Source organism: Streptomyces sp. NPDC004629, assembly GCF_042873595.1.
GTDB lineage: Bacteria > Actinomycetota > Actinomycetes > Streptomycetales > Streptomycetaceae > Streptomyces.
On sequence record NZ_JBIALO010000009.1, the window covers coordinates 166,968 to 192,036 of the forward strand.

The 25,069-nt window shown below is 71.8% G+C and carries 21 protein-coding genes; 3 read left to right on the top strand and 18 right to left on the bottom strand.

What is annotated here, in order from left to right; genetic code table 11:
• Positions 1-57 precede the first annotated feature (57 nt).
• The 13 genes from ACFYTE_RS15930 to ACFYTE_RS15990 form a co-directional block, all read right to left on the bottom strand.
• Positions 58-954, bottom strand: coding sequence for an LLM class flavin-dependent oxidoreductase (locus ACFYTE_RS15930; protein WP_388709921.1), 897 nt, complete (start codon positions 952-954; stop codon positions 58-60).
• On the bottom strand, positions 951-2,147 hold the full coding sequence (locus ACFYTE_RS15935; protein WP_388709923.1) for an amidohydrolase family protein: 1,197 nt from the start codon (positions 2,145-2,147) through the stop codon (positions 951-953). The genes ACFYTE_RS15930 and ACFYTE_RS15935 overlap by 4 nt, the downstream gene beginning before the upstream one ends.
• On the bottom strand, positions 2,144-3,856 hold the full coding sequence (locus ACFYTE_RS15940; RefSeq protein ID WP_388709925.1) for a hydantoinase B/oxoprolinase family protein: 1,713 nt from the start codon (positions 3,854-3,856) through the stop codon (positions 2,144-2,146). Before ACFYTE_RS15940 ends, ACFYTE_RS15935 begins: the two co-directional genes overlap by 4 nt.
• Positions 3,853-5,892, bottom strand: coding sequence for a hydantoinase/oxoprolinase family protein (locus ACFYTE_RS15945; RefSeq protein ID WP_388709926.1), 2,040 nt, complete (start codon positions 5,890-5,892; stop codon positions 3,853-3,855). Before ACFYTE_RS15945 ends, ACFYTE_RS15940 begins: the two co-directional genes overlap by 4 nt.
• A 29-nt stretch (positions 5,893-5,921) precedes the next feature.
• Positions 5,922-6,923 (bottom strand): ABC transporter permease, encoded by a 1,002-nt coding sequence (locus ACFYTE_RS15950; RefSeq protein ID WP_388709928.1) that lies wholly within the window; start codon positions 6,921-6,923, stop codon positions 5,922-5,924.
• A complete protein-coding gene (locus tag ACFYTE_RS15955; protein WP_388709930.1) occupies positions 6,920-8,467 on the bottom strand; it encodes a sugar ABC transporter ATP-binding protein in 1,548 nt (515 codons plus the stop codon). Before ACFYTE_RS15955 ends, ACFYTE_RS15950 begins: the two co-directional genes overlap by 4 nt.
• Positions 8,468-8,472: 5 nt before the next feature.
• Positions 8,473-9,489, bottom strand: a complete 1,017-nt coding sequence (locus ACFYTE_RS15960) for a sugar ABC transporter substrate-binding protein (RefSeq protein WP_388709932.1) — start codon at positions 9,487-9,489, stop codon at positions 8,473-8,475.
• A gap of 98 nt (positions 9,490-9,587) precedes the next feature.
• Entirely contained in the window at positions 9,588-11,033 is a 1,446-nt protein-coding gene (locus tag ACFYTE_RS15965) for an aldehyde dehydrogenase (NADP(+)) (RefSeq protein WP_388709934.1), read from the bottom strand.
• 9 nt (positions 11,034-11,042) lie between these two features.
• Complete coding sequence (locus tag ACFYTE_RS15970) at positions 11,043-12,044, bottom strand: proline racemase family protein (RefSeq protein WP_388709935.1); 1,002 nt, start codon at positions 12,042-12,044, stop codon at positions 11,043-11,045.
• Position 12,045: 1 nt separating this feature from the next.
• Positions 12,046-12,975: a dihydrodipicolinate synthase family protein gene (locus ACFYTE_RS15975; RefSeq protein WP_388709937.1), complete on the bottom strand. Its 930-nt coding sequence runs from the start codon at positions 12,973-12,975 to the stop codon at positions 12,046-12,048.
• A 10-nt stretch (positions 12,976-12,985) separates the two neighbouring features.
• A complete protein-coding gene (locus tag ACFYTE_RS15980; protein WP_388709939.1) occupies positions 12,986-14,392 on the bottom strand; it encodes an FAD-dependent oxidoreductase in 1,407 nt (468 codons plus the stop codon).
• Positions 14,379-14,648, bottom strand: a complete 270-nt coding sequence (locus ACFYTE_RS15985) for a (2Fe-2S)-binding protein (RefSeq protein WP_388709941.1) — start codon at positions 14,646-14,648, stop codon at positions 14,379-14,381. The genes ACFYTE_RS15980 and ACFYTE_RS15985 overlap by 14 nt, the downstream gene beginning before the upstream one ends.
• Complete coding sequence (locus ACFYTE_RS15990; protein WP_388709943.1) at positions 14,645-15,823, bottom strand: NAD(P)/FAD-dependent oxidoreductase; 1,179 nt, start codon at positions 15,821-15,823, stop codon at positions 14,645-14,647. The genes ACFYTE_RS15985 and ACFYTE_RS15990 overlap by 4 nt, the downstream gene beginning before the upstream one ends.
• A gap of 359 nt (positions 15,824-16,182) precedes the next feature.
• On the opposite strand from ACFYTE_RS15990, the gene ACFYTE_RS15995 reads away from it, so the two are divergent.
• The 3 genes from ACFYTE_RS15995 to ACFYTE_RS16005 are packed head-to-tail and all read left to right on the top strand — an operon-like array spanning position 16,183 to position 19,899.
• Positions 16,183-16,713 (top strand): (2Fe-2S)-binding protein, encoded by a 531-nt coding sequence (locus tag ACFYTE_RS15995; protein WP_388709945.1) that lies wholly within the window; start codon positions 16,183-16,185, stop codon positions 16,711-16,713.
• Entirely contained in the window at positions 16,700-17,689 is a 990-nt protein-coding gene (locus ACFYTE_RS16000; RefSeq protein WP_388709947.1) for an FAD binding domain-containing protein, read from the top strand. Before ACFYTE_RS15995 ends, ACFYTE_RS16000 begins: the two co-directional genes overlap by 14 nt.
• Positions 17,686-19,899, top strand: a complete 2,214-nt coding sequence (locus ACFYTE_RS16005) for a xanthine dehydrogenase family protein molybdopterin-binding subunit (protein WP_388709949.1) — start codon at positions 17,686-17,688, stop codon at positions 19,897-19,899. The genes ACFYTE_RS16000 and ACFYTE_RS16005 overlap by 4 nt, the downstream gene beginning before the upstream one ends.
• A 279-nt stretch (positions 19,900-20,178) precedes the next feature.
• On the opposite strand, the gene ACFYTE_RS16010 is transcribed toward ACFYTE_RS16005, so the two are convergent.
• The 5 genes from ACFYTE_RS16010 to ACFYTE_RS16030 form a co-directional block, all read right to left on the bottom strand.
• The gene (locus ACFYTE_RS16010; RefSeq protein WP_388709951.1) at positions 20,179-21,441 is read right to left on the bottom strand and encodes an exo-alpha-sialidase; all 1,263 of its coding nucleotides are present in this window, start codon (positions 21,439-21,441) and stop codon (positions 20,179-20,181) included.
• Entirely contained in the window at positions 21,438-22,232 is a 795-nt protein-coding gene (locus ACFYTE_RS16015) for an HpcH/HpaI aldolase/citrate lyase family protein (RefSeq protein WP_388709953.1), read from the bottom strand. The genes ACFYTE_RS16010 and ACFYTE_RS16015 overlap by 4 nt, the downstream gene beginning before the upstream one ends.
• Positions 22,233-22,326: 94 nt before the next feature.
• Positions 22,327-23,307 (bottom strand): aldo/keto reductase, encoded by a 981-nt coding sequence (locus tag ACFYTE_RS16020; protein ID WP_388709955.1) that lies wholly within the window; start codon positions 23,305-23,307, stop codon positions 22,327-22,329.
• On the bottom strand, positions 23,304-24,230 hold the full coding sequence (locus ACFYTE_RS16025; protein WP_388709957.1) for an ATP-binding cassette domain-containing protein: 927 nt from the start codon (positions 24,228-24,230) through the stop codon (positions 23,304-23,306). Before ACFYTE_RS16025 ends, ACFYTE_RS16020 begins: the two co-directional genes overlap by 4 nt.
• Positions 24,227-25,069 (bottom strand): ABC transporter ATP-binding protein, encoded by an 843-nt coding sequence (locus ACFYTE_RS16030; protein WP_388709958.1) that lies wholly within the window; start codon positions 25,067-25,069, stop codon positions 24,227-24,229. The genes ACFYTE_RS16025 and ACFYTE_RS16030 overlap by 4 nt, the downstream gene beginning before the upstream one ends.

The following is a 25,069-nucleotide window of genomic DNA, read 5'->3' on the forward strand; positions in this document are numbered from 1 at the left end:
CGCGTCACTTGCACCGTCGGGGCCTGTCCTTTTCCGCGAGGCGGCGTGTCCGAGGCATCACGTTCCGTGACATACCGGGGATCCGGTATGGGTGGCGACCACCATGTCGAGGGCGGCGGCCGGCACGCCCCGGCCGTCGGTGCGGGGCCAGTGCACGGTGAGTTCGTCGAATCCCGCCGCCGCCACGTCCTTAGCGAACTGCCGATAGGTGTCGGCGTCCTGGAACGGGCGGGCTTCGTCGAGCGCCACCTGCGCGATGCGGCGGATCCCTCTGCCCGGCGCCACTGCGGCGATCGCCGCGTCCAGATGCGTGCTCTGCTCCGCGATCGCCGCCAGCCACTCCCGCGGCGCGGGGGATTGGCGATACGGCCCGTACGTCACCCAGGCCGCGCCCAGGCGTGCCGCCAGTCGCATGCTCCGCGGGCCCGTCGCGGCGACGGTCAGCGGCACCCGGGGCTGTTGCACACAGCCGGGGATCATGCGGGCGTCCTCGGCGCTGTAGAAGGAGCCATGGAAATCCGTGCGGTCCTGCTCCAGCAGGGTGGCGAGCAGCGTCGCCCACTCCTCGAACCGGTCGGCGCGCTCCTTGCGGGACGCCGGCGGCCGGCCGAGCACGCGTGCGTCCGCGTCCTCCGCGCCCGCTCCTATGCCAAGGTCCAGCCGTCCCGCGGCGACATGGTCGAGGGTCAAGACCTCCTTCGCGAAGGGCACCGGATGCCGGAAGTTGGGCGTCGCCACCTGTGCGCCGAGACGCACGGTGGAGGTCGCCGAGGCCGCCGCCGCGAGCAGCGGCACCGTGCCGAACCAGGGGCCGTCGGCCAGGTCGCGCCAGGACAGGTGGTCGTACGTCCAGACCGTACGCGCGCCAGCCTGCTCCGCGTCGCGGACCCGGGCGATGAACTCCGCCGGTGCCTGGTCGGGCAGGATCAGACAGGACAGTGCGGGAACAGTCACTTCGGCACACCTGCCTGAATCACGGTGCGGTTCCTTGTCCCGTCCCACAGCAGCCTCTCGTCGTCGGTGAGCGGGCCGTCCAGCAGGAGCAGGTCCGCGGTCGCGCCCGCCTCGACACGGCCCAGGTCGGGCCGGTCGATCAGGTCCGCGTTCACCCGGGTCGCCGAGCGCAGGGCCGCCTGCCAGCCGATGGCTTCGGCCTGCAGTTCCAGTCCGCGCAGTTGATCGTCTTCCAGGTCGGCCATCAGGTCGGTCCCGAATCCGACGCGCACCCCGGCCGCCTGGGCCCGTTGCACCGCCCTGAGGCCGGAGTCCAGCACCTCGGCGTTCTTGGCGCGCTGCACCGGGCTCAGGGCCACTTCCTGCCAGCGCCGGGCCATCGCGTCGTAGGCCACGAGGGTCGGCACCAGGAAGGCCCGCGCCTCGGCCATCGCGGTGGCCGTGTCCTCGTCCAGCAGGTTGCCGTGCTCGATGGAGCGCACCCCGTTCGCGATGGAGTGCCGGATCGCCTCGGGTGAGTAGGCGTGGGCGGCGACGTAGCTGCCGCGGCGCCGGGCCTCCCCGGTGACCGCCTCGATCTCCTCGGCCGAGTACTGGGGCACCCGGATCGGGTCGGTGGGCGACACCACACCGCCGGAGGTCATGATCTTGAGGGCGTGCGCGCCGCGGCGGAACCGGTCGCGCGCCGCGACCCGCAGGTCGTCCACTCCGTCGACGACCTGGTTCATGGGCCCGGAGTGGAAGCAGATGTCGGTGTCGGCGGAGCGCGGGTCGCCGTGACCGCCGGTCTGGCTCATGGCCGGGCCGGTCCACAGGTATCGGGGGGACTCGATCAGTCCCGCGGTGATCGCCCGGTCCAGGCCCGCGTCGCCGCCGGCGACGTCACGGACCGTGGTGAACCCGCGGCGCAGCGCCCGGCTCAGCCTGCGGGCGCCCGCCAGCGCCACAAAGCTGAGGGGTGCGTTCTCCAGCCGCCAGGCGTCGAGGCTGGTCGCGTAGGCGTGGAAATGCGCGTCGATGAGACCCGGCAGGAGCGACGCGCCGGCGGCGGCGAGGGTCCGCGCGGCCGTGTGGCCACGGCCCGCGCCGGGGCCGACGGCCACGATCCGCCCGTCGTGGACGACGACGTCGGCTTCGACGGGCTCGCCCTCGTGCAGCAACGCGTCGGTGATGACGAGGTCGACGGTGCTCATCGGGCCGCCCGCAGCCGTGCCGTGGCCGGCTCGTCGACGGCCCACGGCTGCTCGGTGATCACGACGCCGTAGGCGGACCGGGCCGCCTCGACGGACACGAGGCCGTCGATCACGTCCTCCAGCACCTTCGCGGGCTCGCGTTCGAAGGCCGGCCCGTAGCCGCCCCCGCCGCCGGTGACGTTGGCGAGCACGTCCCCCGCCGCGAGCGAGTTGTAGCTGCCGCGGGTGACGACCTCCCGGTCGGTGCCCGGGTTGAGCACGATGCGGGCGGGGGTCGCGGGTTCGCCGCCGGCGATCGGCCAGGGTGCCGACTTGGTGCGGTAGACCAGCGCGATACCGGTGGAGGGCGCGGTGAACCGGTAGACGCGCTGGACGCCGACGCCGCCGCGATGCCTGCCCGGGCCTGCCGTGTCCGGCACATATCCGTAGTGTTCGATGAACATGGGCGACTTCTGTTCCAGCACCTCGACCGGGTTGTTGCGGCAGCCCGGTTCGGACATGTGCATGATGCCGTCTTCTCCGTCGCCGCCCGCGTGTCCGCCGAAGCCGACGGCCTCGTTGGTCGCTTCGAGCCAGGACCGGCCCGTTCGCGGGTTCGTTCCGAGGCCCATCATGGAGGAGACGTCGCCGCCGGAGCAGGCCGGAATGCGCTCCGGCATGCCCTGGGCCAGCGCCTTGAGGATCACTTCGCCGGCGAGCAGACCGGTCCACAGGGTGAACGTGGGCATGGGCGGCACGGCGTGCATGACGCTGCCGGGGTCGGTGATCACCCGCAGCGGGGCGAAGTTGCCGGCCACCACCGGGGTGTCCGGCGTGGTCAGAGCCTTGAACACAAGGCTGGAGAGCGCGATCGTCTGGCCCACCGGCAGGTTGATGGGGCCGCGTACGTCGCGTTCGCTTCCGGTCCAGTCGACGACGAACTCGTCCTCGGTGATGGTGACCGTGGCCTTGAGCAGAATCTCGCGGTCGGTGTCGACGCCGTCGGAGTCGACGATGTCGGTGGCGCTCCAGGTGCCGCGCGGCAGTTGGGCGAGGGCCAGCCGGGCCAGCCGCTCGCCGTGGTCGTTGATCGACCGCATCGCGGAGACCAGGACGTCGGCGCCGTGCTTGGCGGCCAGTTCCTGGGTGCGCCGCACTCCCGTCACACAGGCCGACACCTGGGCCTGCAGGTCTCCGATGGTCCGCTCGGGCATCCGCGAGTTGAACCGGATGATGTCGAAGATCTCCTGGTTGGGCGTGCCCGCGCGGTAGAGGCGCGAGCCCGGGAAGAACATGCCTTCCTCATACATGTCGGTCGAGTCGAGCACGTACCCGGGGTTCTTCTGCTTCAGGTCGAGCACATGGATACGGCACGAGGCGAAGCCGATCAGCTGCTCGTCGGCGTGGATCGGCGCGAAGACGAGGGTGTCCAGGGTGTGCGCCGACGACCAGTAGGGATAGTTCAGCAGAAACACATCGCCGGGGGCCATGTTCTCGGCGCCGAGGTGCTCGATCGCCCGGTGGATGCCGTGGTCGTTGCCCCGAGTGAAGATCGCGATGCCGGGGGCGTCGGCGACCACGTCGCCGTTCGCGTCGTGCACCCCGATGCCGTAGTCGTGGATCTCGTAGACCACGGTGTTGTACGCCGTCCGGCACAGGTTGCGGGCCATCTCCTCGGCGGTGGCGAGCAGGGCGTGCCGGATGACCTCAAGGGTGATCGCGTCGGTCACTGGTCCTTCTCCTCGGCCTTGACGCTGATGACGAGTTCGCCGTGTTCGGCCACGCGCAGCCGGTCGCCGGCGTGCAACACGGTGGTGGCGGTGTGCTCGGCGACCACGGCGGGGCCGTCGATCACGTCGCCGACCAGCAGCGATTCCCGGGTGACCAGGCGGTAGGGCACACCTGTGTCCGAGTGGGCGAAGACCTGGCGCCGGCCCAGCTCCGGCGGCTCGCCTGCGGTGCGCTCGGGGTGCACGGGCCAGGCGGGCTTGTCGACCAGGCCGACGGCGCGCAGCCGCAGCGTCACGATCTCGACCGGGTCGTCCATGACGTGGCCGTAGAGCCGTTCGTGCAGCGCGCGGAAGCTCTCCGCGAGGCCGTCGGCGACGTTCTCGGCCGGGTAGGGCACGGTCGCCGCGTGTTCCTGGCCGGCGTAGCGCAGATCGACCGAGCGGTGCAGGGCGCGGTTCTCGGGGGCGAAGCCCTCTTCGCCGAGGGCGGTGTCGGCCTCGGCCTCCATCGCGGTGAACGCCTCTTCGAAGTACGCGTCCGGGGTGGAGGCCAAGGGGAGCACGTCGGTGCGCGCATAGTCGTGCTGTACGTCGGCCATGAGCATGCCCAGCGCGGAGAACGCGCCCTGTCCGGGCGGCACGATGACGGTCGGGATGCCGAGTTCGCGGGCCACGTCCACGGCGACCAGGCCGCCGCCACCGCCGAACGAGAGCAGCGCGAAGTCCTTGGGGTCGCGGCCGAGTTCGACGGTGATCGCCCGGACCGCGCCGACGATCTTGGTGGTCGAGATCCGCACGATGCCGCGGGCCACCGTATGCAGGCTCATCCCGAGCCGGTCGGCGATCGGCTGCAACGACTTGGCGGCGAGGTCGTGGTCGAGCACCAGCGAGCCGCCGAGCGGCACATCGCTGCCCATGTAGCCGAGGACCAGGGCGGCGTCGGTGAAGGTGGGCTGGATGCCGCCCCGCCCGTACGCGGCCGGTCCCGGGGAGGCCCCGGCGCTCTGCGGGCCGACCTGGAGCGCGCCGGCCGCGTCCAGCCAGGCGATCGAGCCACCGCCCGCGCCGATGGTGTGGATGTTCAGGGACGTGGTGTTGATGGGCAGGCCCTCGAACTCGGCGCCCTGGTGCAGCACCGGCTCGCCGTCGAGCACCAGCGAGGCGTCCAGGCTGGTGCCGCCCATGTCGATGGTGATCATGTTGGGGATGCCGATCGCCTCGGCCAGTGAGGCGGCGCCCACGACACCGCCGGCCGGTCCGGACAGGATCAGGTTGACCGGCTGCCGGGTCGCCGCGGTCGCGGTCATCGCGCCGCCGCCGGAACGCGACATGAGGAACCGGCCGGTGAAGCCGCCCTCGTCCAGCCGCCTGGTCAGGGCTTCGAGATAGGTCCGCATGATCGGTTTGATGTACGCGTCCAGTACGGCCGTCGAGGTCCGCTCGTACTCCCGGTATTCGCCGGACAGTTCGTGCGAGAGAGTCACTTCGACGCCGGGTGCGACCTCGTGCAGCACCTCGCGCATGGCGAGTTCGTGTGCCGGGTTCGCGTACGAGTGCAGGAAGGCGACCGCGACCGCCTGATAGCCGCCGGCGGCGATCTCGGCGGCGACCGAGCGTGCGCCGGCCTCGTCGAACGGTGTCGCGACGCCGCCGTCGAACAGCGAACGCTCGACCACTTCGAAGGTGTCCCGCCGCTTCAGCAGGGCTTCCGGCTTGCGGTAGGTGAGCGCGTACATCGGTCGCCGGTCGGTGCGTCCGAGCAGATACACGTCGCGGAAGCCCGCGGTGGCCACCACCGCCACCTTGGCTCCGGTGCGCGTCAGCAGCGAGTTGAGGCCGAGCGTGGAGCCATGGTTGAAGGTGGTCACCTCGCTCAGCGAGGCCTCGGCGGCGGCGAAGGCCGCCAGTACCCCCTTGGTGGGTTCGGCGGGGGTGGTGGCCACCTTCTCGAACCGCAACTCCCCGGTGTGCGGGACGAGTTTCACCACATCGGTGAAGGTGCCGCCGACATCGATGGCGACGCGTACTTCAGCCATGTCGAACCTTTCTGCGTTCAGGGGACCGGTCAGCGCCGACGGCGGTCGGCGGCGGCGAGCGCCACCGCGGCGAGGATGATGACGCCCGTGACCAGGTCTTTCATCTGCGGATTGACGTTGAGGATGTCGAAGCCGTTGCCGATCAGGGCGATCAGATAGACACCGACGAGCGAGCGCCAGACCGCGCCGACACCTCCGTAGATGCTGGTGCCGCCGAGGATGATCGCCGCGATGGCCTGCAGTTCGAGGCCGCTGCCGGCCTGCGGCTGACCGGACGCGAGGCGGGAGACTCCGATCGCGGCGGCGATACCGGCGGCCAGGCCGCTGAGCGCGAACACGATGACCTTGACCCGGTCCACGCGCACACCGGAGAGATGGGCCGCGTCCGAGTTGCCGCCGACGGCGAACACATGCCGGCCGAAGACCGTGCCGTTGAGCAGCAGCCAGGCGAGGGCGAAGACGGCCAGCAGGATGAGCACCGAGTAGAAGATCCCGGCGACCTGGCCGCGTCCGAGATCGGAGAAGCCGCTCGTGGTCACGGTGATCAGGGAGCCGCCGGTGACCAGCACGGCGATGGCCTTGTAGACGAGGCTGGAGGCGAGTGTGGCGAGGAAGGAGTGCACCCTCAGCCGGGTCACGGCGAGCCCGTTGAGCGCGCCCATCACCAGGCCGAGCACCGGCGCGGAGAGCAGGGCCGGCCATGTGCTGCCGGCCGATGTGGCGATCGACGCGGCGACCACGCTGGCCACCGCGTACATCGCCGCCGTGGACAGGTCGAACGCCCCCGAGACGATGACGAACGTGCCGGCCACGGCGATGATCGCGAGCGGCGCGTTCTGGTTGAGGATGTTCATGACGTTGGTGAAGGACAGGAACGACGACGAGATGATCGACAGTGTCACGAAGATCGCGACCAGCAGGATCAGCGCGGCGTAGTCCCGGGCGAAGGCGATGACGCGCGGGCCGATCGGGGTGCCGCCGAGCACGGCGGCACCTGCGCCGGCCTCGGGCGCGGTTTCGGTGGCGGTCATTGGACGGACTCCTTTGCCTTTCCTGCTTCGCCGGTACCGGCCGTGTCGGCGACATCGAACAGCCGCCGGAGGACGTCTTCGACGGCCAGACCGCGCGGGTCCACCTCGTCGAGCACCTCGCCTCGGCTGACCAGGTGGGCCCGGTGGGCGAGACCGAGCACTTCCTCGTGTTCCGAGGAGATCAGCAGCACTCCGATGCCGCGGGCCGCCAGGTCGGCGATGAGTTCATAGATGGCGAGCTTCGCGCCGACGTCGACACCACGGGTCGGCTCGTCGAGAATCACCAGCTTCGGGTCGCCGACCAGCCACTTGGCGATCAGTGCCTTCTGCTGGTTGCCGCCGGAGAAACTCTGGACCGGCAGCTCCGGCCTGGCCGGGCGCAGCTCCAGGCGGCGGACCAGCTCGTCCACCTGCTTGCCGACCGCCCTTCGGTCGATCACGCCGAGCCGGGAGAAGCGGCCCAGTGAGGCGAGCGTCATGTTCTCGGTGACGCTGCGCTGCAGGACGAGGCCCTGCCCGTGCCGGTCCTCGGGGACCAGCACCAGGCCCGCGTCGCGGCTGTGCCGTGGGGTCATCCGGCCGAGCGTGCGGCCGGCCAGCGTGACGCTTCCCGCGGTGACCCGGTCCGCGCCGATCAAGGCGCGGGCGATCTCCGTGCGCCCGGAGCCGACCAGCCCCAGCAGCCCGACGATCTCGCCCGGCCGTACCTCGAACGAGGCCCGCTGCACGCCCCCGTCGCTGGCCAGTGCCTCCACCTTGAGCAGTGGTTCGACGTCCCGGCCGGGGGCGGGCGGCAGCGGCGGGAACGAGACGGCAAGCTCCCGGCCGAGCATCGCCTCCACCAGGGACGCCTTGGTCTGCTCCGCCGCGGGCGCGGTACGGATCTTACGGCCGTCACGCATCACCGTGACGGTGTCGCTGACTTCGAGCACGGAGTCGAGGAAGTGCGACACGTAGACGACGGCCCGGCCCTGCCGCGTGAGCAGGCGGATCACCTCGTGCAGCCGCTGGGTCTCGTGCGCGGTCAGCGACGACGTCGGCTCGTCCATCACGATCACCTTGGCCTGTCGGGCCAGGGCGCGCAGGATCTCCACCTTCTGCTGGTCGGCGATGCGCAGATCGCCCACCCGCGCCTCCGGGTCGAGGCCGAACCCCGCGACCTCATCGAGTTCGGCGAACCGGCGGCCGCCGTCGCGGCGCAGGACGCCGAACCTGTTCTGCTCGATGCCGAGGAACACGTTCTGTGCCACCGTCAGGTCCGGTACGAGCGACAGTTCCTGCGCGATCATCACGATCCCGCGGCGCTGTGCCCGTACCGTGTCCCAGCGCCCGGCCGGCTGCCCGTCGACGCGGATGCGCCCCGAGTCGGGCGTGTAGACGCCGGCTGCGATCTTGCCGAGGGTGGACTTCCCCGCCCCGTTCTCCCCGACCAGGGCGTGCACGCTGCCCGCGTGCACCGCCAGGTCGATGTCGTCCAGGGCCACTGTTCCGCCGAATCGCTTCGTGATGCCGGTGAGTTCGATGACCGGCTGGGCGGTGGCCATCGGCGTCAGCCGTTCCACTCGCCGGTGAAGTCCGGGGTCTTGGACAGCGTCTCCTTGGTCGCGTACGGCTCGGTCGCGCCGACGTCGTCCGCGTTGACGACGGCCTTCGCCGTGCCCCCGTCCATGGCCTTGATCAGCTGCTCCATCGCGGCCTTGCCCATGCTCACCGGGAAGTTGACGTAGGCCGCCTTCCAGGTGCCGGCGCGGACGGCGGCCACGGCGTCCTTGGTGCCGCCGGCGCCGGTCAGGTAGATGCTGCTCGGCTTGATGCCCGCGTTCTGCAGGGCGATCTGGGCGCCGGCGGCCTCCTGGTCGGCGTTGGACAGGATGACGTTGACGTCCTTGTGGGCCTGGAGCACGTTGCTGATCGCCTTGAGCGAGGTGTCCCGGTCGTACTGGCCCTCGACGGTGCTGACCACCTTGATGTTGGAGTGGGGGCCGAGGACCTTCTTGTAGGCGTCACGGCGGGCCACGTCGAGCGGCGTCGACAGATTGCCGACCAGCAGCACGACCTTGCAGGGATTGATGCGGGCGCAGTAGCCGACCACGCCCTCGGCCTGCTTCTGCGCGGCCGTGGTGGGAGGCACGCCGACGGTGGTGACCACGCCGTCGACCTGCGGTTCCATCTTGTTGATGTCCGGTCCGACGGGGTTGAGCACCGTCGCGACGGGGATCTTCCGGGACAGCGGGAACGCGGCCGCGAGGCCGACACCGTCGTTGGGTACCACGACGACGCCGTCGTAGTTGCCGGTGCTGGTGACGTTCTGGAGCTGCGAGAGCTGAGTGTTCGAGTCGAACTGGCCGTCGAGGAGCTTCAGGCTGATCTTCTTGCCCGATGCGGCGGCGGCCTGCTGGACGCCCTTGTAGACGGCTTGGTTGTACCCGTTCTGGCTGGAGGCCGCGAGCACGGCGACCTTGAGGGTGTCGCCGTTGGAGCCGGCCGAGTCGGCGGCTCCGCAGGCGGTGAGCAGGAGGGCGGTGGCGGTCAGGGCCACAGTGCCGGAGATGCGCAAACTGTTCATAGGAGAGCCTCCGGTTGATTGCTATGGCGTAGTAATATGTCACACCGCACTCATCGGGAAAGAGGCCGACAGTAACAACTCTGTTTCGGCCAGCCGGGTCAGGCGGAGTGGTTTCCCCAGTTCAGCGATGCGCCGGCGGCGGCACGGCGCTGGGGAACGCGCCAGGGGTTGTCGTCGCGCAAGGCCGCAGGCAGCAGCTCAGGCGGACAGTTCTGGAAGGTCACCGGGCGTAGGAAGCGTTGGATCGCAGCCGTACCCACCGAGGTCGTCGCAGGGGCTGTGGTGGCCGGATAAGGCCCCCCGTGCTGCATCGCGGGAGTCACCGCGACACCTGTCGGCCAGCCGTCGAACAGCAACCGGCCCACGCGTTCCCTCAGCACCGCGACGAGCCCGCGCAGCCAGTCGTGGTGCTCCCCGGCGCCGCGGTGCACGGTGGCCGTCAGGGCGCCCGGGAACAGTTCGGCGAGGGCGTCCACCAACGCCTCGGGCCGGTCCGGGGCATAGCGCACGACGATGGACAGCGGCCCGAAGGCTTCGTCCAGCAGAGCGCCGCGCTGTGTCAGCAGATCGTCCAGGCCCACCTCCACCAGGGTCGGTGCGGCCCGGCTCCAACCGTCCGGGCCGACCTCGACGAACCCCTCGGCCAGCACGGACACACCCGGGGCGGCGAGCACGGCGGCCCTGCGCCCGGTGTAGGCGGCGGCAATGCCCTCGTGCAGCAGCGGATGGCCCGGCACCGCCTCCGCCGCCGCGCCGAGCCCCGGGCCGAGGCCATGGCCCTCCGGCAGAAACAGGAAGCCGGGCTTGGTGCACAGTTGCCCGGCCGAACCGGACACGCTGGCCACGAAGCCGGACGCGATCGCGTCGGCCCGTTCGGCCAGCGCGCCCGGCGTCACCACGACCGGGTTCACACTGCCCAGTTCGCCGTAGAACGGGATCGGGCGCTCGCGCGCGGCGGCGATCCCCGCGAGGAGGCGACCCACCGTGTACGAGCCGGTGAACGCCGCCGCGGCGATCCGGTCGTCGCGCAGCAGCCGTACCGCGGCGTCCTGGTCGAAGACCACCTCGAAGGTGTCCGCGGGCCGGCCGGCCTTGACCAGCGCGGACCGCACCTTCTCGGCGGTCAGCGCCGAAAGGCGCGGATGGCCGGGGTGCGCCTTGAGGATCACCGGACAGCCGGCGGCCAGCGCGGAGGCCGTGTCACCGCCGGCGACCGAGAACGCGAACGGGAAGTTGCTCGCGGCGAACACCAGCACCGGACCCACCGGCAGGTTGAACCGCCGCAGGTCGGGACGAGGGCCGAGGACGAATTCCGGGTCGGCCTCGTCGATCCGCACATCGAGGAACTCGCCCTCGGCGCAGACGTCGGCGAACATCCGCAGCTGGACGACCGTGCGTTTCAGCTCTCCGGCCAGCCGTGGCTCGGCCAGCCCGGTCTCCGCCATGGCCTGCGGTATCAGTTCCCCGGCCGCCGCGGTCAGCTCGTCCCCGATCGCATTGAGCACGGCCGCCCGCTCGGCAGGCGAGGTCTCGGTCAGGTCCATGTGTCGTCCTCAGAACTCGAAGCCGGCCGGGTACGGGTCGGAGCGGTCCAGCATGTACTGCCCGAGCCCGGTGACCCAGGCGCGGCCGGTGATGGTCGGCACGACGGCGGCGTGCGGGCCCACCGTCGTCTGCGCCACCAGCCGCCCGGTGAACCGGCTGCCGATGAACGACTCGTTGACGAAGTCGGCACCGATCTCCAGTTCGCCGCGGGCCCACAGCTCGGCCATGCGCGCCGAGGTTCCCGTGCCGCACGGCGACCGGTCGAACCAGCCGGGGAAGATCGCCATGGCGTGCCGGGAGTGCCGGGCGGTCGAACCGGGTGCGATGAACTCCACGTGGTGGCAGTGGTCAAGGCCGGCGATGTCCGGGTGCTTCGGCGGCGCCTGGGTGTTGATCGCCTCCATGATGGCAAGACCCGCGGTGAGGATCTCGTTCTTGCGGGCCCGGTCGAAGGGCAGCCCGACCGCGTCGAGGTCGACCATCGCGTAGAAGTTGCCGCCGAAGGCCAGGCTGTACGGCACCCGCCCGAGCCCCGGCACCTCGATCTCCGCGTCCAGCCGGTCGCTGTACGCCGGCACGTTCTCCAGCGTCACCGCGTCGGCGTGCCCGTCGCTGACCTGGACCGTCGCCACCACCAGCCCGGCCGGGGTGTCCAGCCGGATGGTGGTGACCGGCTCGCTGACCGCGACCATGCCGGTCTCGACCAGTACCGTGGCCACGCCGATGGTGCCATGACCGCACATCGGCAGACAGCCGGACACCTCGATGAACAGCACGCCGAAATCGGCGTCCGGCCGGGTCGGCGGCTGAAGGATCGCCCCGCTCATCGCGGCGTGCCCGCGTGGCTCGTTCATCAACAGCCGGCGCACATCGTCCAGATGCTCCATGAAGTACAGCCGGCGTTCGTTCATCGTCGCGCCGGGGATGACGCCCATCCCGCCGGTGACCACCCGGGTGGGCATTCCCTCGGTGTGCGAGTCGACCGCCGAGAACAGCCGCTCGGCCCGCATGTCAGACCGCTTCCGCGGACAGCGCGGCGACCCCGGAGATGGCGCGTTCCATGTCGGCGCGCACCTGCTTCTCGTGGGCCGGGGTGAGCGGACCGCGCGGCGGACGGCACGGACCGCCGTATCGGCCGACCATGTCCATGCCCAGCTTGATGGCCTGTACGAACTCCGTGCGCGAGTCCCAGCGGAACACCGCGACCAGCTGCTTGTACAGCTCACGGGCCTGCTCGTACCGGCCGGCCACCATGTGCTCGTAGATGGCGACCGACTCGGCCGGAAACGTGTTGGGGAAACCGGCGAACCAGCCGACCGCGCCGTCCACCATCAGCTCGAAGAGCACATCGTCGGCGCCCGCGATGACGTCGATGTCGCACAGCTCGCGGATCTCGAAGGCGCGCCGGACGTCCCCGCTGAACTCCTTGATCGCCACCACCTCTTCGATCTCGGCAAGCTCCGCGACCAGCCGCGGCGCAAGGTCGACCTTGGTGTCGAACGGGTTGTTGTAGATCATCATGGGCAGGCCGGCCTCGGCGATGTGTTGATAGTGGTCGACCACCTGCTCGTCGCTGGCCCGGTAGAGGGTCGGCGGCAGGGCGAGCACGCCGTCGGCGCCGTCCGCCTTGGCCAGCTCGGCCCAGTGCTTGGCCTGGTGCCAGCCCGCGCCGTGCACGCCGGCCACCACGAGGCCGCGCCCGCCCACCGCCTCGACGGCCACCTGCACCACGCGGCGCCGCTCCTCGTCGGTCAGCGACGAGTACTCGCCGAGCGAGCCGTTCGGCCCGACGCCACGGCAGCCGTTGGCGATCAGCCAGTCGCAGTGCTCGGCGTAGCGGTCGTAGTCGACGGCGAGCCCTGCGGGGGCGGAGCTGTCGGCCTTGTAGGGCAGCGCCGTCGCGACGATGACGCCGCCGAGATCGAATCGCTTGCTGGTCATGATCTGCCTCTCATTCAGTGGGGGACGTGTCATTCAGTGGGGTCGTGGCGATCTCACCGAGCCGGACCGGGACGACGATCGCGCGTTTCGCCATGCGTCCCGGATCCAACGGGGTGTCGGGGAGAAGGTCTTCTACGTTCCGGCCGCAGGTGCGGCCCTGGCAGATGCCGAGACCGGCGCGCGAGCTGAGCTTGAGGGAGCGCAGGCCGCATGTCTCGGTCGCGGTGAGCGCTGCGCGCAGCTGCCCGGCGGTCACTTCCTCGCAGCGGCACACGATCGTGCTGTCGCCGACCCAGGACTTCCAGCCGGGCCTGATGCCGTGCGCGCGGTGCATACGGTCGGCGAAGGCACGGTGGCGGGTCACCTCGGCGGTGCCACCGGACCGGCCCGCCGCGGCCCGGCCGGCTGCCTCACCCTCGGCGAGGGCGAGGTCGGCGCCGCCGATACCGGTGATCTCGCCGGCCGCGTAGACGCCGGGCACCGAGGTGCGCTGCTCGTCGTCGACGCGCACGCTCCCGTCGGCGGCGAGCGCGCAGCCCGCGGAGATGGCGATCTCCGTGCGCGGGACGAAACCGTGACCGACGCACACCGCGTCGACCTCGACCCGCCGCTCGGTGCCCGCCAGGGGCCGCCAGTCGCCGTCGATCCGGGCCACGGTGACCGCGGTCACCCGGTCCTCGCCGTGCGCGGCCAGCACGGCCGCGCCGGTGCGAAAGGGCACCCGACGCGCGGCCAACACACGGAGATACCCGCCGAGTTCGGCCGACTTGGGCATCAGGTCCCGCGGCCTCAGCTGATGGGGGCGCGACAGCCAGCCCCGGGCGATCCGCCCCCAGCCGCTCGCCTCCGCGACACCGACCACGGTCGCGCCCACGTGGATCAGGCCGGCGGCGACCGGAAGCAGGAACGGCCCGGTGCCGGCGACCAGGACGCGCTTGCCGACGGCGACACGCTCGCCCTTGGCCATCGCCTGTGCCGCGCCGGCCGTGTAGACACCCGGCAGGTCCCAGCCCGGGAACGGCAGCGTGCGCTCGTGCGCACCGGTGGCGAGCACGAGGGCGCGTGGCTCGAAGACCAGGCGCCGACGATCACCGCCGTCGGCCGGGCCGGCCAGCGCGTGCACGACAGGCGGCAGGCTGTCACGGCGGTCCACCGCCCAGACCTGTGCGCCGGTGATGATCTCGCAGTCCGCATCATCCGTCAGCGCCTGCCGCAGGGCGGTGAACCGGGCCCACTTGTGCTGGAGCGCGTGGCTGTCCGCGTCCGGGCTCCCGGCCGGCGGATGGCGCCAGAACTGACCGCCCAGCACGCCGGACGCGTCGAGCAGTACGACCCGGGCGTGGGCCCGCCGGGCGGCCCGAGCCGCGGCCAGCCCGGCCGGTCCGGCTCCGATCACCAGCACGTCAACGCGTCTCATCGGCCACCCCCGTCTCGGCTGTCTCGACGACGTCGCCGTCGGCCACCAGGCGCTGACAGGCACGCACATCGCTGAGCCCGTTCACCGTCACCAGGCAGTCGAAGCAGACGCCGATGCCGCAGAACAGGCCGCGAGGCCGGCCGTTTTGGGCGGTCGTGCGCCAGGAGACCCGGCCACGCGATAGGAGCAGCCCGGCAACGGTCTGCCCTTGCGTGGCGCGCAGCCGTTCGCCGTCCACGGTCACGCAGATCTTCATCCGGTCGTTTCCTCCTTCAGGGATGGACGGGTCACGGCGTAGGGGGCGGCCGGGATCTCGGGCTCCGCCCCGGTCATCAGCGCCGCGAGCAGGTCCGCCGTACCCGGCGCCAGCCCGATGCCCGCCCCCTCGTGCCCGGTCGCGTGCCACAGGCCCGGCAGTCGGGGATCGGGCCCGATGACCGGGAGGTGATCGGGCACGTAGGGCCGGAACCCGCCGTAGGCCCGCATGACCGGAACGCCGGCCAGGAAAGGAAAGAGATGCATGGCCTTGCCGGCCAGTTCGCCGACCACCGCGGCCTCGATCCGCTCGTCGAAGCCGCGTCGTTCTCGCGACGAGCCGATGAGCACGGTGCCGGCCGCCGTCGACTCGACGACGCTGGACGTCTGCAGGGCGGCCGACCCCGACTCGACGGCACCGACGTAGTCGGCGTCGTACACCTTGTGCCGGATGCGGTGCGGCATCCGTGCGGTGACCAGCACGGTCCCCCGTCTGGGCAGCACCGGAAGACGAACACCGAGGCTCCCGGCGACCTCGGCCGACCAGGGTCCGGCGGCCACGACCGTATGCTCGGCGCCGAAGGTCCCGGCGGTGGTCTCCACGCCGACGATCCGTCCTTTGGAGACGATGCCGCCGACCACGGTGACGCCCTGTCGCACCCGTGCGCCGTGCCGGCGGGCCGACGCGAGCAGGGCCTCCGTCGCGACGGCCGGCTGCACCTGGGCGTCGTCGGGATAAAGCACGGCCGCGGCGACATGCGGTGTGAGGTCGGGCTCCAGTTCGGCGGCCTCCGCGGCGCTCACCGGGCGGGCGTCGACACCCGCGCCGCGTTGCGTGGACGCGAAGGCGACCAGCGCGTCCGCGCCCGTCGCGGTCGTCGCCACCACCAGGCCGCCCTTGGCCTCGAACTCAAGATCGGGGAATCCGGGGCCCAGCTCCGCGGAAAGCTCGGGGGCGAGTTCGGTCCAGCGGCGGCCGGAGAGCACCGCAAGGTCGAGTTCGGCACCGGGGCCCTTGTCGGAGACGAGGATGTTGCCCTCACCGCTGGACGACGTCCCTCCGGCGGTGGCGCCACGATCCAGCACGGTGACCCGGAACCCGCCCAGGGCCAGCCGCCGGGCTACGGCGGCGCCGACGATACCGGCCCCCACGATGACGACGTCTGCGCTCTGCATGGGCAGTACCATGTCACATGCCACGTTCTATTGGTAGATACGTCAGAGGAAAAATACGCACTCGTCACCACGGACCTCGCCCCGGACGCCGCGTAGAACGTCGCGGCATGCTTGAGGATCCCCCCGCTCCCCCATCGCCGTCACTGTGGCCCGCGCTACACCCGGGTCAGCCGCCCGCGGGCGAGGACGAACACCGCGGGCCTCGGCGTCCCGTCTGCTTGCGTGGTGCCTTCACGATGAACTCCCTTACAGTGGGACGAACATGGGCAAAATGCCGCATTGGCGCATCATTGCCTTCGCTGGGTCCGTCCCAGGAGCGGCTTGAGTCCTGTGCCCTCACCCGTCCGGAGGAGGACGCGATGACGGACATGGCGAGCAGGCGGGACGTGGACGAGCGTCCCGTGATCTGCGAGCGGGTCGTGACACTCACGGTGAACGGCCGCCCGCACACCCTGCGTCTGGACACCCGGGTCACCTTGCTGGACGCGCTGCGTGACCGGCTGGGCCTGGTGGGTACGAAGAAGGGCTGTGACCAGGGCGCCTGTGGCGCGTGCACGGTCCATCTGGACGGCAGGCGAGTGCTGGCCTGCCTGACCCTGGCCGCCCAGGCCGAGGGCCGCGCCATCACCACCATCGAGGGTGTCTCCGGCGCCGAGGGGACACATCCGGTGCAGCGGGCGTTCATGGAGCACGACGGGTTCCAGTGCGGCTTCTGTACGCCGGGCCAGATCATGTCCGCGGTGGCGCTCATGGCCGAGGGCCGGGCCGGCTCCGACGAGGAGATCCGGGAGTTCATGAGCGGCAATCTGTGCCGGTGCGGCGCCTATCCCAACATCGTGGCGGCGATACGCGAGGCGGCGTCCGGAGGAGGTCACGATGCGGACGTTTGAGTACGTCCGGGCCACCGACACCCGTGAGGCGGTGCGGTTGCTCGCGGACGACCCGGCGGCCTCCTGCCTGGCGGGCGGTACCACCCAGCTCGACCTGATGAAGGACGGGGTCCTGGAGCCGCCGCGGCTGATCGACATCACCCGCCTCCCGCTGCACCGCATCGAACGCCGCGGCGATGCCCTCCATGTGGGGGCCCTGACCACCATGGAGGAGCTGGCCGCCGACACCACGGTCGCCGCGCGGCTGCCCCTGGTGCGCGAGGCCCTGCTGCGGGGCGCCTCGGTGCAGCTGCGGAACATGGCCACCATCGGGGGCAATCTGCTGCAGCGCACGCGCTGCCGCTACTTCCGCGACCCCACCGTCGCCGAATGCAACAAACGCACGCCGGGTTCCGGCTGCGCCGCGGTGCGGGGCGCGGCACGCATGCACGCGGTGCTCGGCGCGAGCGAGCGGTGCATCGCACTGCACGCGTCCGACCTCGCCGTCGCCCTGGTGGCCCTCGACGCGGTCGTGCACATCCAGGGGCCCGCACGCGCCCGCACCGTACCGCTCACGGAGTTCTACCTGACCGCCGACGAGAGCCCCCAGCGCGAGAACGTCCTGGAGCACGCCGAGCTGATCACCGAGGTGGAGATCCCGCTGCCGCCACCGTCCGCCCGGTCGGGCTACCTCAAGGTCCGCGACCGCGCATCGTACGAGTTCGCCCTCGCCTCGGCCGCGGTGCTGCTCGTCGTGGCGGACGGCACGATCGGTGCGGCCCGGGTCGGCCTCGGGGGTGTGGGGACGAAACCGTGGCGGGCCCATGAGGCCGAACATGTGCTGACCGGCGCGTCCGCCACGACGGACACGTTCCGGGAGGCCGCCGAGGCGACCATGCGCGACGCCTGGACCGTCCCGGGCACCGCGTTCAAGGTGCCGCTCGCCCGACGCACCTTGGTGCGCGCGTTGCAGACAGTTTCGGGAGTGACCGCATGAGCACCGTCGAGAGCAGGAGGAAGCCGCTGGTCGGCGCGGGCGTCAACCGGGTCGACGGCCCGCGCAAGGTCACCGGCACCGCCCCGTACCCGATGGACTTCAGCGTGCCCGGCCAGGCCTACGGCGCCCTGGTGCAGAGCACCATCGCCGCGGGCCGGATCGTCCGCATGCACACCGAGGCCGCCGAGCGTGCCCCGGGAGTGATCGGCGTCCTCACCCACGAGAACGCGCCGCGGGTGAGGACGGGACCGGTGACGGTGCTCGGGGCGTCGCCGCCCGTCCCGCTGCGGGACGACCGGATCCTCCACCACGGGCAGCACATCGCCTTCGTGGTGGCTGACACCCCGGAGCAGGCCGGCGCGGCGGCACGCCTGGTACAGGCCGACTACGAGGCCACCGAGCCGCTGCTGGACCTCCGGGACCCGCGGGCCGAACAGCTCGCCGACCCGTGGGGGATGGACACCTCACGCGGCGACACCGGCGCGGCACTGGAGTCCGCCGACGTGACCCTGCAGGCCACCTACACCACGGCGGACAACACCAACAACCCGCTCGGGCTGTTCGCCACCCTGGCCGCCTGGGAGGGCGACACCCTCACCGTGCACGACACCAGCCAGTGGCCGTCGATGGTGCGCGCCAGCCTGGCGATGACCTTCGGCATCCCCGAGAGTTCCGTGCGGGTCCTGGTCCCCTATGTGGGCGGGGGTTTCGGGGCCGGGCTGCGCGCGTGGCCGCATGTGATCCTGACCGCCATGGCGGCCCGGGTGCTCAAACGGCCGGTCAAGCTGGTCCTGACCAGGCCGCAGATGTTCACCTCCGTCGGGCACCGGCCCAGCGGGGTGCAGCGGCTGAGGATCGGCGCCCGGCGCGACGGCGAACTGGTCGCCCTCGACCACCGCAGCCTCACCTCCCTGAGCATGGAGGACAACGACTACGAGCCCTTCGCCGCGGCGACCGCCTTCGCCTACCGGTGCCCCCATGTGATCACACGGGACCGGCAGGCCCGGATCAACATCGCCGTTCCGACGTCGATGCGCGCCCCGGCCGAGGCGCAGGGCAACTTCGCGCTGGAGTCGGCGCTCGACGAGCTGGCCTGCCTGCTGGGCACGGACCCGCTGGAGCTGCGGCTGCGCAACCATACCGACGTCGATCCGCGCAACGGGCTGCCGTGGTCGGGCAAGGCGCTCCTGGAGTGTTACGAGGTCGGCGCGCGGCGCTTCGGCTGGGCCGAGCGGAACCCCGAGCCGCGCTCCATGCGCGACGGCAACTGGCTCGTCGGCTACGGCATGGCCGGCGCGCTCTTCCCCTATTTCGCGCAGCCCTGCGCCGCGCAGGCCACCGTCCGCGGCGACGGCAGCGCACTGGTGCGCAGCGCGGCGACCGACATCGGCACCGGTACCTACACCGTGATGGCCCAGCTGGCCGCCGAGGAACTGGGCCTGCCCCTGGACCGGGTCCGCTTCGACCTGGGCGACTCCGACATGCCCAACTCGCCGATGGCGGGCGGTTCCGGTCTGACCGGCGCACTGGGCAACGCCGTGCACGACGCCTGCCGACGGCTGGTGCGCTCCTTCACCGAACTCGCCTCGACCGACGCCGCCTCGCCCCTGCGGGGCGTCCGCCCGAGCGATGTGGAGTGCAGCGGGGGGCGCATCCATCCCGCGGGGCGGGCGGACCTCGGGGAGTCCTACGTGGACATCCTCGCAGCGCACGGGCTGTCCGAGCTGACGGCGAACGGAAGCAGCGCCCCGCCGGCCGACGGCGAGCTGGGCATGTCCCTCGCCGGCGCGTACGGCGCGAAGTTCGTGGAGGTCCGGGTCGACACGGACCTCGGTCTCATCCGGGTCGCGCGGGTGGTCTCCGTGATCGACGGTGGCCGCATCCTCAACGAGAAGACGGCGCGCAGCCAGATCATCGGCGGGACGGTCGGCGGCATCGGCATGGCCCTGTTCGAGGACACGGTCACCGACCCGCGCACCGGGCGCATCGCCAACGGCACGTTCGGGGACTACCTGGTCGCGGTCAACGCCGATGTCCCGGAACTGGACGTCGTCTTCGTCGGCGAGCCCGACCGCGGCACCCCGACCGGCACCAAGGGCGTCGGCGAGGTCGGCCTGGTCGGCATCGCGCCCGCGATCGCCAACGCCGTGTACCACGCGACCGGAAAGCGCATCCGCGAACTCCCGATCACCTTGGACGCCCTGCTGTGACCCAACCCGTTCCGGCCCGGTCGCGGGATCGGCGCGGGCACCGAGGTTCGTAGTCGATTCCGCGCCGGCAGAAGGCATGTAACCGGAACCGTCGAATTAAGGACAGCCCGGGATCGGATCATCCGACGGCCTCGGCCATCGACATCACGCATGCGCGTCGTGACGTCTTCCTGCCACTCCGCATGTGGCCCGTTTTCAGGCAGGGTGTTGTCCTGCCTGGTGGTAGCCACGGCCTGTGCGACCACCGTCGGGGTTGCGCAGGCCGTCGTCGTGTCGTGGTCACACGGGGAACGCTTCGGCGGTCCAGCCCGGACTCAGCCGGATGTGTTTGATGGTGCGGCGATGGTGGGTGTACGCGATGTGCAGGGCGCCGTCGGGGGTCTGGGCCAGGCTCGGGTAGGACAGTTCGCGGTTGAGGCCGTCACGGGAGTTGTTGGTGAGGCAGTGGCCGTCGCCGGTCTCCAGGTCGTGGCGCCACGGCCAGGTGTGGCCGCCGTCGCGGGAGACGGCGAGGCTGAGCGGGGCACGGGGCGCGCCCCAGAAGGCGTCGCCCGAGGGTGCCGCGGCCGGTACCGCTCGGCCGGTACCGCTCGGCTCCGCGTCGTCGATGTCGTCGTAGAGCGAGCGGCGGCGCTCCGTGGCGTCCGCCGCGCTGCTGTGGTTGTACGCGAGGGCCAGCCGTCCGTCGGCCAGCACGGCGTACTGGATCGAGGAGTTGTTGTTCGGCAGGTCCGTCGGCTCGGGCACGCTCCAGGTCCGGCCGCCGTCGTACGACGTGCTGCGGTGCACGGCGTCGGCGCGCCGGCTGCGGAAGAGGGCGAGCAGTGAACCGTCCGGCAGCGGCCGGATGTTCATATGGACGAGGCCGGTGGAGCCCGGCACCGGATGCTCGTGCCAGGTCCGCCCGCCGTCGTCGCTGATCAGCACGGCGCTGGTGTCACGGTCACCGGTCCAGGGCGTTCCCGGTGGGGTGGTGCAGCGGAAGACGGGCAGCAGCAGCCGTCCGCTGTCCGGGAGTTCGACGACGGGTTGGCGGACGAAGACGCCTGACTCGAAGAGGGTGCGCGGAGGCCCCCAGGTCGCGCCGCCGTCGTCGCTGACGCGCAGCCGGACCTCGGCGGTTTCCTGCCGGCCGCCGAGTTGGGCGGTGTGCAGCAGCCACAGCTCACCGGTCGGGGCGGGGAACAGGAGCGGGTTCTGCTCGGAGCGTCCGGCGTCGTCGGAGAGCCGCACCGGGGTGGACCAGGTGTCCGCCCCCGGGGCCAGCCGGGAGAACCACACCGAGATGTCGGCGACGCCCTCCAGTGTGCCCGCGAACCATACGCAGCCCAGTTCGCCGCCGGGCAGCACGGTGAGGTTGGCTGCGTGGTTCTGCACGGCGGGCGCGGCCAGATGGGCTTCGGCGCGGCCGGGCCGCCCGGGGGCGGGACGCAGGACGCCGTCGGCGGCGCCGGGGTCCGCCGGGCGGGGCCGGGACACATCGGTAGCGGGCTGCGCCCCGCCGTGCCCCTCCCCCGCCGCCCGCTGTGCCCCGGTCGTCATCGGCTGTCCTCCGTCGCACGTGCCGCGGCCAGATGTGCCGCCGCCGCCTGCTGCAGATGGACCAGGTCGCTGGAGACGGTCGCGAAGGTGAACCCCTCGGCGAGCCGCTTGGCGGCGCTCGCGCCGTCCGCGTTGTGGATGCCCGCCGCGATGCCCGCCGCTGCCGCCGCCTGCCGCACCGTCACCAGCGCGGCCTCGAACTCCGCGGTCACCGCCGGGTCCGTCGAGGTGGCGCCGCCGATGGCGATGCGCAGGTCGGAGGGGCCGATGTAGACGCCGTCGAGGCCGTCGGTGGCGCAGATGCCGGTGACGTTGGCGAGTCCTTCGGCGGTTTCGATCATCGCGAGGACCACGGTCTGCTCATGGGCGTCGGCCGGGTCGGGCCCGATGCGCAGCCCGGCGCGCATCGGACCGTACGAGCGGCGGCCGAGCGGCGGGTAGCGTACGGCCGCGACCGCGTCGGCCGCGTCCTGGGCGGTGTCGATGAGCGGGACGATCACTCCGGCCGCGCCTGCGTCGAGGGCCTTGCCGATCGGCGAGGGGTCGTTGGCCTCGACGCGCACCAGGCCGACCGCCGTCGACCCCTTGGTGTCGATCGCGGTGAGGGAGGCGAGGACACCCGAGTACTCGATGAGGCCGTGCTGGGCGTCGAGGGCGACGTAGTCGTAGCCGAGGCGGGCGATCCGTTCGGTGGAGACCGGGGAGTCGAGGACGGACCAGTAGCCGACGAGTTGTTCGCGGGCGCGCAGCGCGGCGGCGAAGGCGGCGGGCGTACCGGGAGCGGCGGTCATGAAAGGGGGCTCCTTCCGGACGGGGTCACGGGCGTGGTCGCGGACGTGGTCGCGGGCTCCGGTCAGGGATCCGGGACGTGTCGGGGGTGGGTGGTCAGCGGTTGTAGGCGGGCATCGGGCCGCGCAGTCGCGCGCCGACCTCGTCGCAGGCCGCGCTCACGTCGGCGGGCAGCGGGCCGGCCTGGGCGGCGGCGATGTTGGCGAGCAGGTGGGCGGTCCGCGAACCGCCGAGCAGGAGCGCGTCCGTGGAGGGCCGGTCCAGGAGCCAGCGCAGGGCGAGTTCGGTCAGCGGGATGCCCGCACCGTCGGCGACGGCGGTGAGTCGGTCGACGGCGGTGAACAGCCGCTCGTCCCAGTACCGCTGCCGGTACATGGCGGCCAGCCGCGAGTCGCCGAACCGGCCCTGCCCGGGGGTCTGGCCGAAGTGGTGACGGCCCGTCAGCAGGCCGCCGCCGAGCGGGTTGTAGACCATGGTGCGCAGGCCGCTGACGGCGGCGTACTCCACGTACTCCTCTTCTATGCGGCGTGCGAGGAGGTTGTGCAGCTGCTGGGCGACGACGGGGCGCGGGGCGCCCGTCTCATCGGCGGTGCGGACGAGTTCGGCGATCTGCCAGGCCGCGTAGTTGGAGACGCCCAGTGCGCGGATCTTCCCTTCGGCGGCGAACTCGGCGACGGTGGCGAGTGTTTCGGCGAGCGGGGTCGAGCGGTCGGGCTGGTGAAGGTAGAAGAGGTCGACGTGGTCGGTGCCGAGCCGCTTGAGGCTGCCCTCCAGGGCGGCGCGCAGTCCGGCGGCGGACAGCGGGGCGTGCTCGCCCTGGTCGGGGTGGGGGATGCCGGCCTTGGTGGCCAGCACGATCCGGTCGCGGCGGCCCGGCAGCAGTTCGCCGAGCAGGCGTTCGCTGTCGCCGCCCGCGTAGCCGTTGGCCGTGTCGACGCCGGTGAGGCCCGCGTCCAGCGCCGCGTCGAGCATGGCCGCGGCGCCCTCGCGGTCGACGGTGTCGCCGAACGTCATGGTGCCGAGCACCAGCCGGGAGAGCGGTACGGGGATGTTCGGCAGGTCGGTACCGGAGGTCACGAAGAAGTTCCTTCCGTGGCGGAGGTGGCGGCGGACAGGGCGGCGGCCACGGGGGTGACCAGCCGGCGGGGCTTGACGCCCTGGATGACGGAGGGGTCGAGGGCGGCGCGGCGCAGGGCACGTGTGTAGGGCTCGGCGGGCGAGGCGAGGACGGCGGCGGTCCGGCCGGTCTCGACGACCCGCCCGGCCCGCATCACGACCACGTCGGTGCTGATCTCGCGGACGACGCCCAGGTTGTGCGCGATGACGAGATAGGCGGTCCCGGTCTCGGCCTGCAACTCCTTCAGCAGGGTGAGGACTTGGGCCTGTACGGAGACGTCGAGGGCGCTGGTCGCCTCGTCGCAGACCAGGACGTCGGGACGGGAGGCGAGCGCGCGGGCGATACCGATGCGCTGTCGCTGGCCGCCGGAGAAGTCGGCGGGGCGGCGGTCGAGGGCGGAGGAGGGCAGTCCGACCTGGTCGATCAGCTCGGCGGCGCGCCGCGCCCGTTCGGCCCGGTCGAAGACGCCGGCCAGGCGCAGCGGTTCGGCGACGATCTGCTGGGCCGTGAGGTGCGGGTCGAGGGAGCCGTAGGGGTCCTGGAAGACCATCTGCACCCGGCGGCGCAGCGGACGCAGCCGCCGCTCGGGCAGGCTCGCGATGTCCGTGCCGTCCAGGACGATGCGGCCCGAGTGGGGTTTGAGCAGCCGTACCAGCGCGCGTGCCAGGGTCGACTTGCCGCAGCCGGACTCCCCGACGACGGCGAGGCAGCCGCCGCGCGCCAGTTGGAGGTTCACCCCGTCGACGGCGCGGAACGGTCCGTCCGCGGTCGGGTACTCGACCACCAGGTCCTCGACGGACAGCAGCGGGTGACCGGGGGCCGGGGCCGGCCCGCCCGGGCCGCGGGACGTCCGGCCGGCGGCCGGACGCGGGTGGTCGCTCATGTGGCTGCTCCCTGTATGACGGGCTCGCCCTCGTCCCAGGCGCCCAGCCGGGGGACGGCGGCGAGGAGTTCACGGGTGTACGGTGCGACGGGCCGCGTGACGATCTGCTCGGCCGGTCCTGACTCCACGAACCGTCCTTCCTTCATGACGTGGATGCGGTCGGAGACGAGCCGCGCCACCCCCAGGTCGTGGGTGATCATCAGCATGCCGATGCCGGTGCGTTCCTGGAGTTCCATGAGCAGGTCGAGGATGCTGGCCTGAACGGTGGCGTCGAGGGCGGAGGTCGGCTCGTCGGCGACCAGGAGTTCGGGTTCGCCGGCCAGGGCGATGGCGATGAGGATGCGCTGGAGCATGCCGCCGGAGAACTGGTGCGGATAGGCCCGCCAGCGGGTCTCCGGCTTGCTGATGTGCACCTGGGCGAGGAGTTCCACGCCCCGGTCGCGGGCCTGGGTCCGGGACAGTTCGGGGTGGCGCAGCCGGAGCGCGTCGCCGAGTTGACGGCCGATGGTGTGCACCGGGCTGAGCGCGGTCATGGGGTCCTGCGGGATCAGGGAGACCGTGCGGCCGCGTACCGCGTGCGCGGCGCCCGGGTCGGCGAGGACGTCCCGCCCGGCGATGCGGACACTGCCCGACAGCACGGCGAGCCCGTCCGGCAGCAGTCGCAGGACACCCATGGCGGTGGTGGACTTGCCGGAGCCGGACTCCCCGATGAGGGTGACGGTCTCGCCCCGGTGGACGGTGAAGCTCACCCCGTCGACGGCGCGTACGACGCCGCGTGCGGTGATGAGTTCGACCTGCAGATCGGTGACGTCGAGCAGCGGTGTGCTGTGCTCGGTCAT

Excerpts from the sequence above, each read along its gene's own strand:
- ACFYTE_RS15935 (WP_388709923.1), bottom strand. The coding sequence starts at position 2,147 with ATGAGCACCGTCGACCTCGTCATCACCGACGCGTTGCTGCACGAGGGC.
- ACFYTE_RS15945 (WP_388709926.1), bottom strand. The coding sequence starts at position 5,892 with ATGGCTGAAGTACGCGTCGCCATCGATGTCGGCGGCACCTTCACCGAT.
- ACFYTE_RS15950 (WP_388709928.1), bottom strand. The coding sequence starts at position 6,923 with ATGACCGCCACCGAAACCGCGCCCGAGGCCGGCGCAGGTGCCGCCGTG.
- ACFYTE_RS15955 (WP_388709930.1), bottom strand. The coding sequence starts at position 8,467 with ATGGCCACCGCCCAGCCGGTCATCGAACTCACCGGCATCACGAAGCGA.
- ACFYTE_RS15960 (WP_388709932.1), bottom strand. The coding sequence starts at position 9,489 with ATGAACAGTTTGCGCATCTCCGGCACTGTGGCCCTGACCGCCACCGCC.
- ACFYTE_RS15965 (WP_388709934.1), bottom strand. The coding sequence starts at position 11,033 with ATGGACCTGACCGAGACCTCGCCTGCCGAGCGGGCGGCCGTGCTCAAT.
- ACFYTE_RS15970 (WP_388709935.1), bottom strand. The coding sequence starts at position 12,044 with ATGCGGGCCGAGCGGCTGTTCTCGGCGGTCGACTCGCACACCGAGGGA.
- ACFYTE_RS15975 (WP_388709937.1), bottom strand. The coding sequence starts at position 12,975 with ATGACCAGCAAGCGATTCGATCTCGGCGGCGTCATCGTCGCGACGGCG.
- ACFYTE_RS15980 (WP_388709939.1), bottom strand. The coding sequence starts at position 14,392 with ATGAGACGCGTTGACGTGCTGGTGATCGGAGCCGGACCGGCCGGGCTG.
- ACFYTE_RS15985 (WP_388709941.1), bottom strand. The coding sequence starts at position 14,648 with ATGAAGATCTGCGTGACCGTGGACGGCGAACGGCTGCGCGCCACGCAA.
- ACFYTE_RS15990 (WP_388709943.1), bottom strand. The coding sequence starts at position 15,823 with ATGCAGAGCGCAGACGTCGTCATCGTGGGGGCCGGTATCGTCGGCGCC.
- ACFYTE_RS15995 (WP_388709945.1), top strand. The coding sequence starts at position 16,183 with ATGACGGACATGGCGAGCAGGCGGGACGTGGACGAGCGTCCCGTGATC.
- ACFYTE_RS16000 (WP_388709947.1), top strand. The coding sequence starts at position 16,700 with ATGCGGACGTTTGAGTACGTCCGGGCCACCGACACCCGTGAGGCGGTG.
- ACFYTE_RS16005 (WP_388709949.1), top strand. The coding sequence starts at position 17,686 with ATGAGCACCGTCGAGAGCAGGAGGAAGCCGCTGGTCGGCGCGGGCGTC.
- ACFYTE_RS16010 (WP_388709951.1), bottom strand. The coding sequence starts at position 21,441 with ATGACGACCGGGGCACAGCGGGCGGCGGGGGAGGGGCACGGCGGGGCG.
- ACFYTE_RS16015 (WP_388709953.1), bottom strand. The coding sequence starts at position 22,232 with ATGACCGCCGCTCCCGGTACGCCCGCCGCCTTCGCCGCCGCGCTGCGC.
- ACFYTE_RS16025 (WP_388709957.1), bottom strand. The coding sequence starts at position 24,230 with ATGAGCGACCACCCGCGTCCGGCCGCCGGCCGGACGTCCCGCGGCCCG.
- ACFYTE_RS16030 (WP_388709958.1), bottom strand. The coding sequence starts at position 25,069 with ATGACCGAGCACAGCACACCGCTGCTCGACGTCACCGATCTGCAGGTC.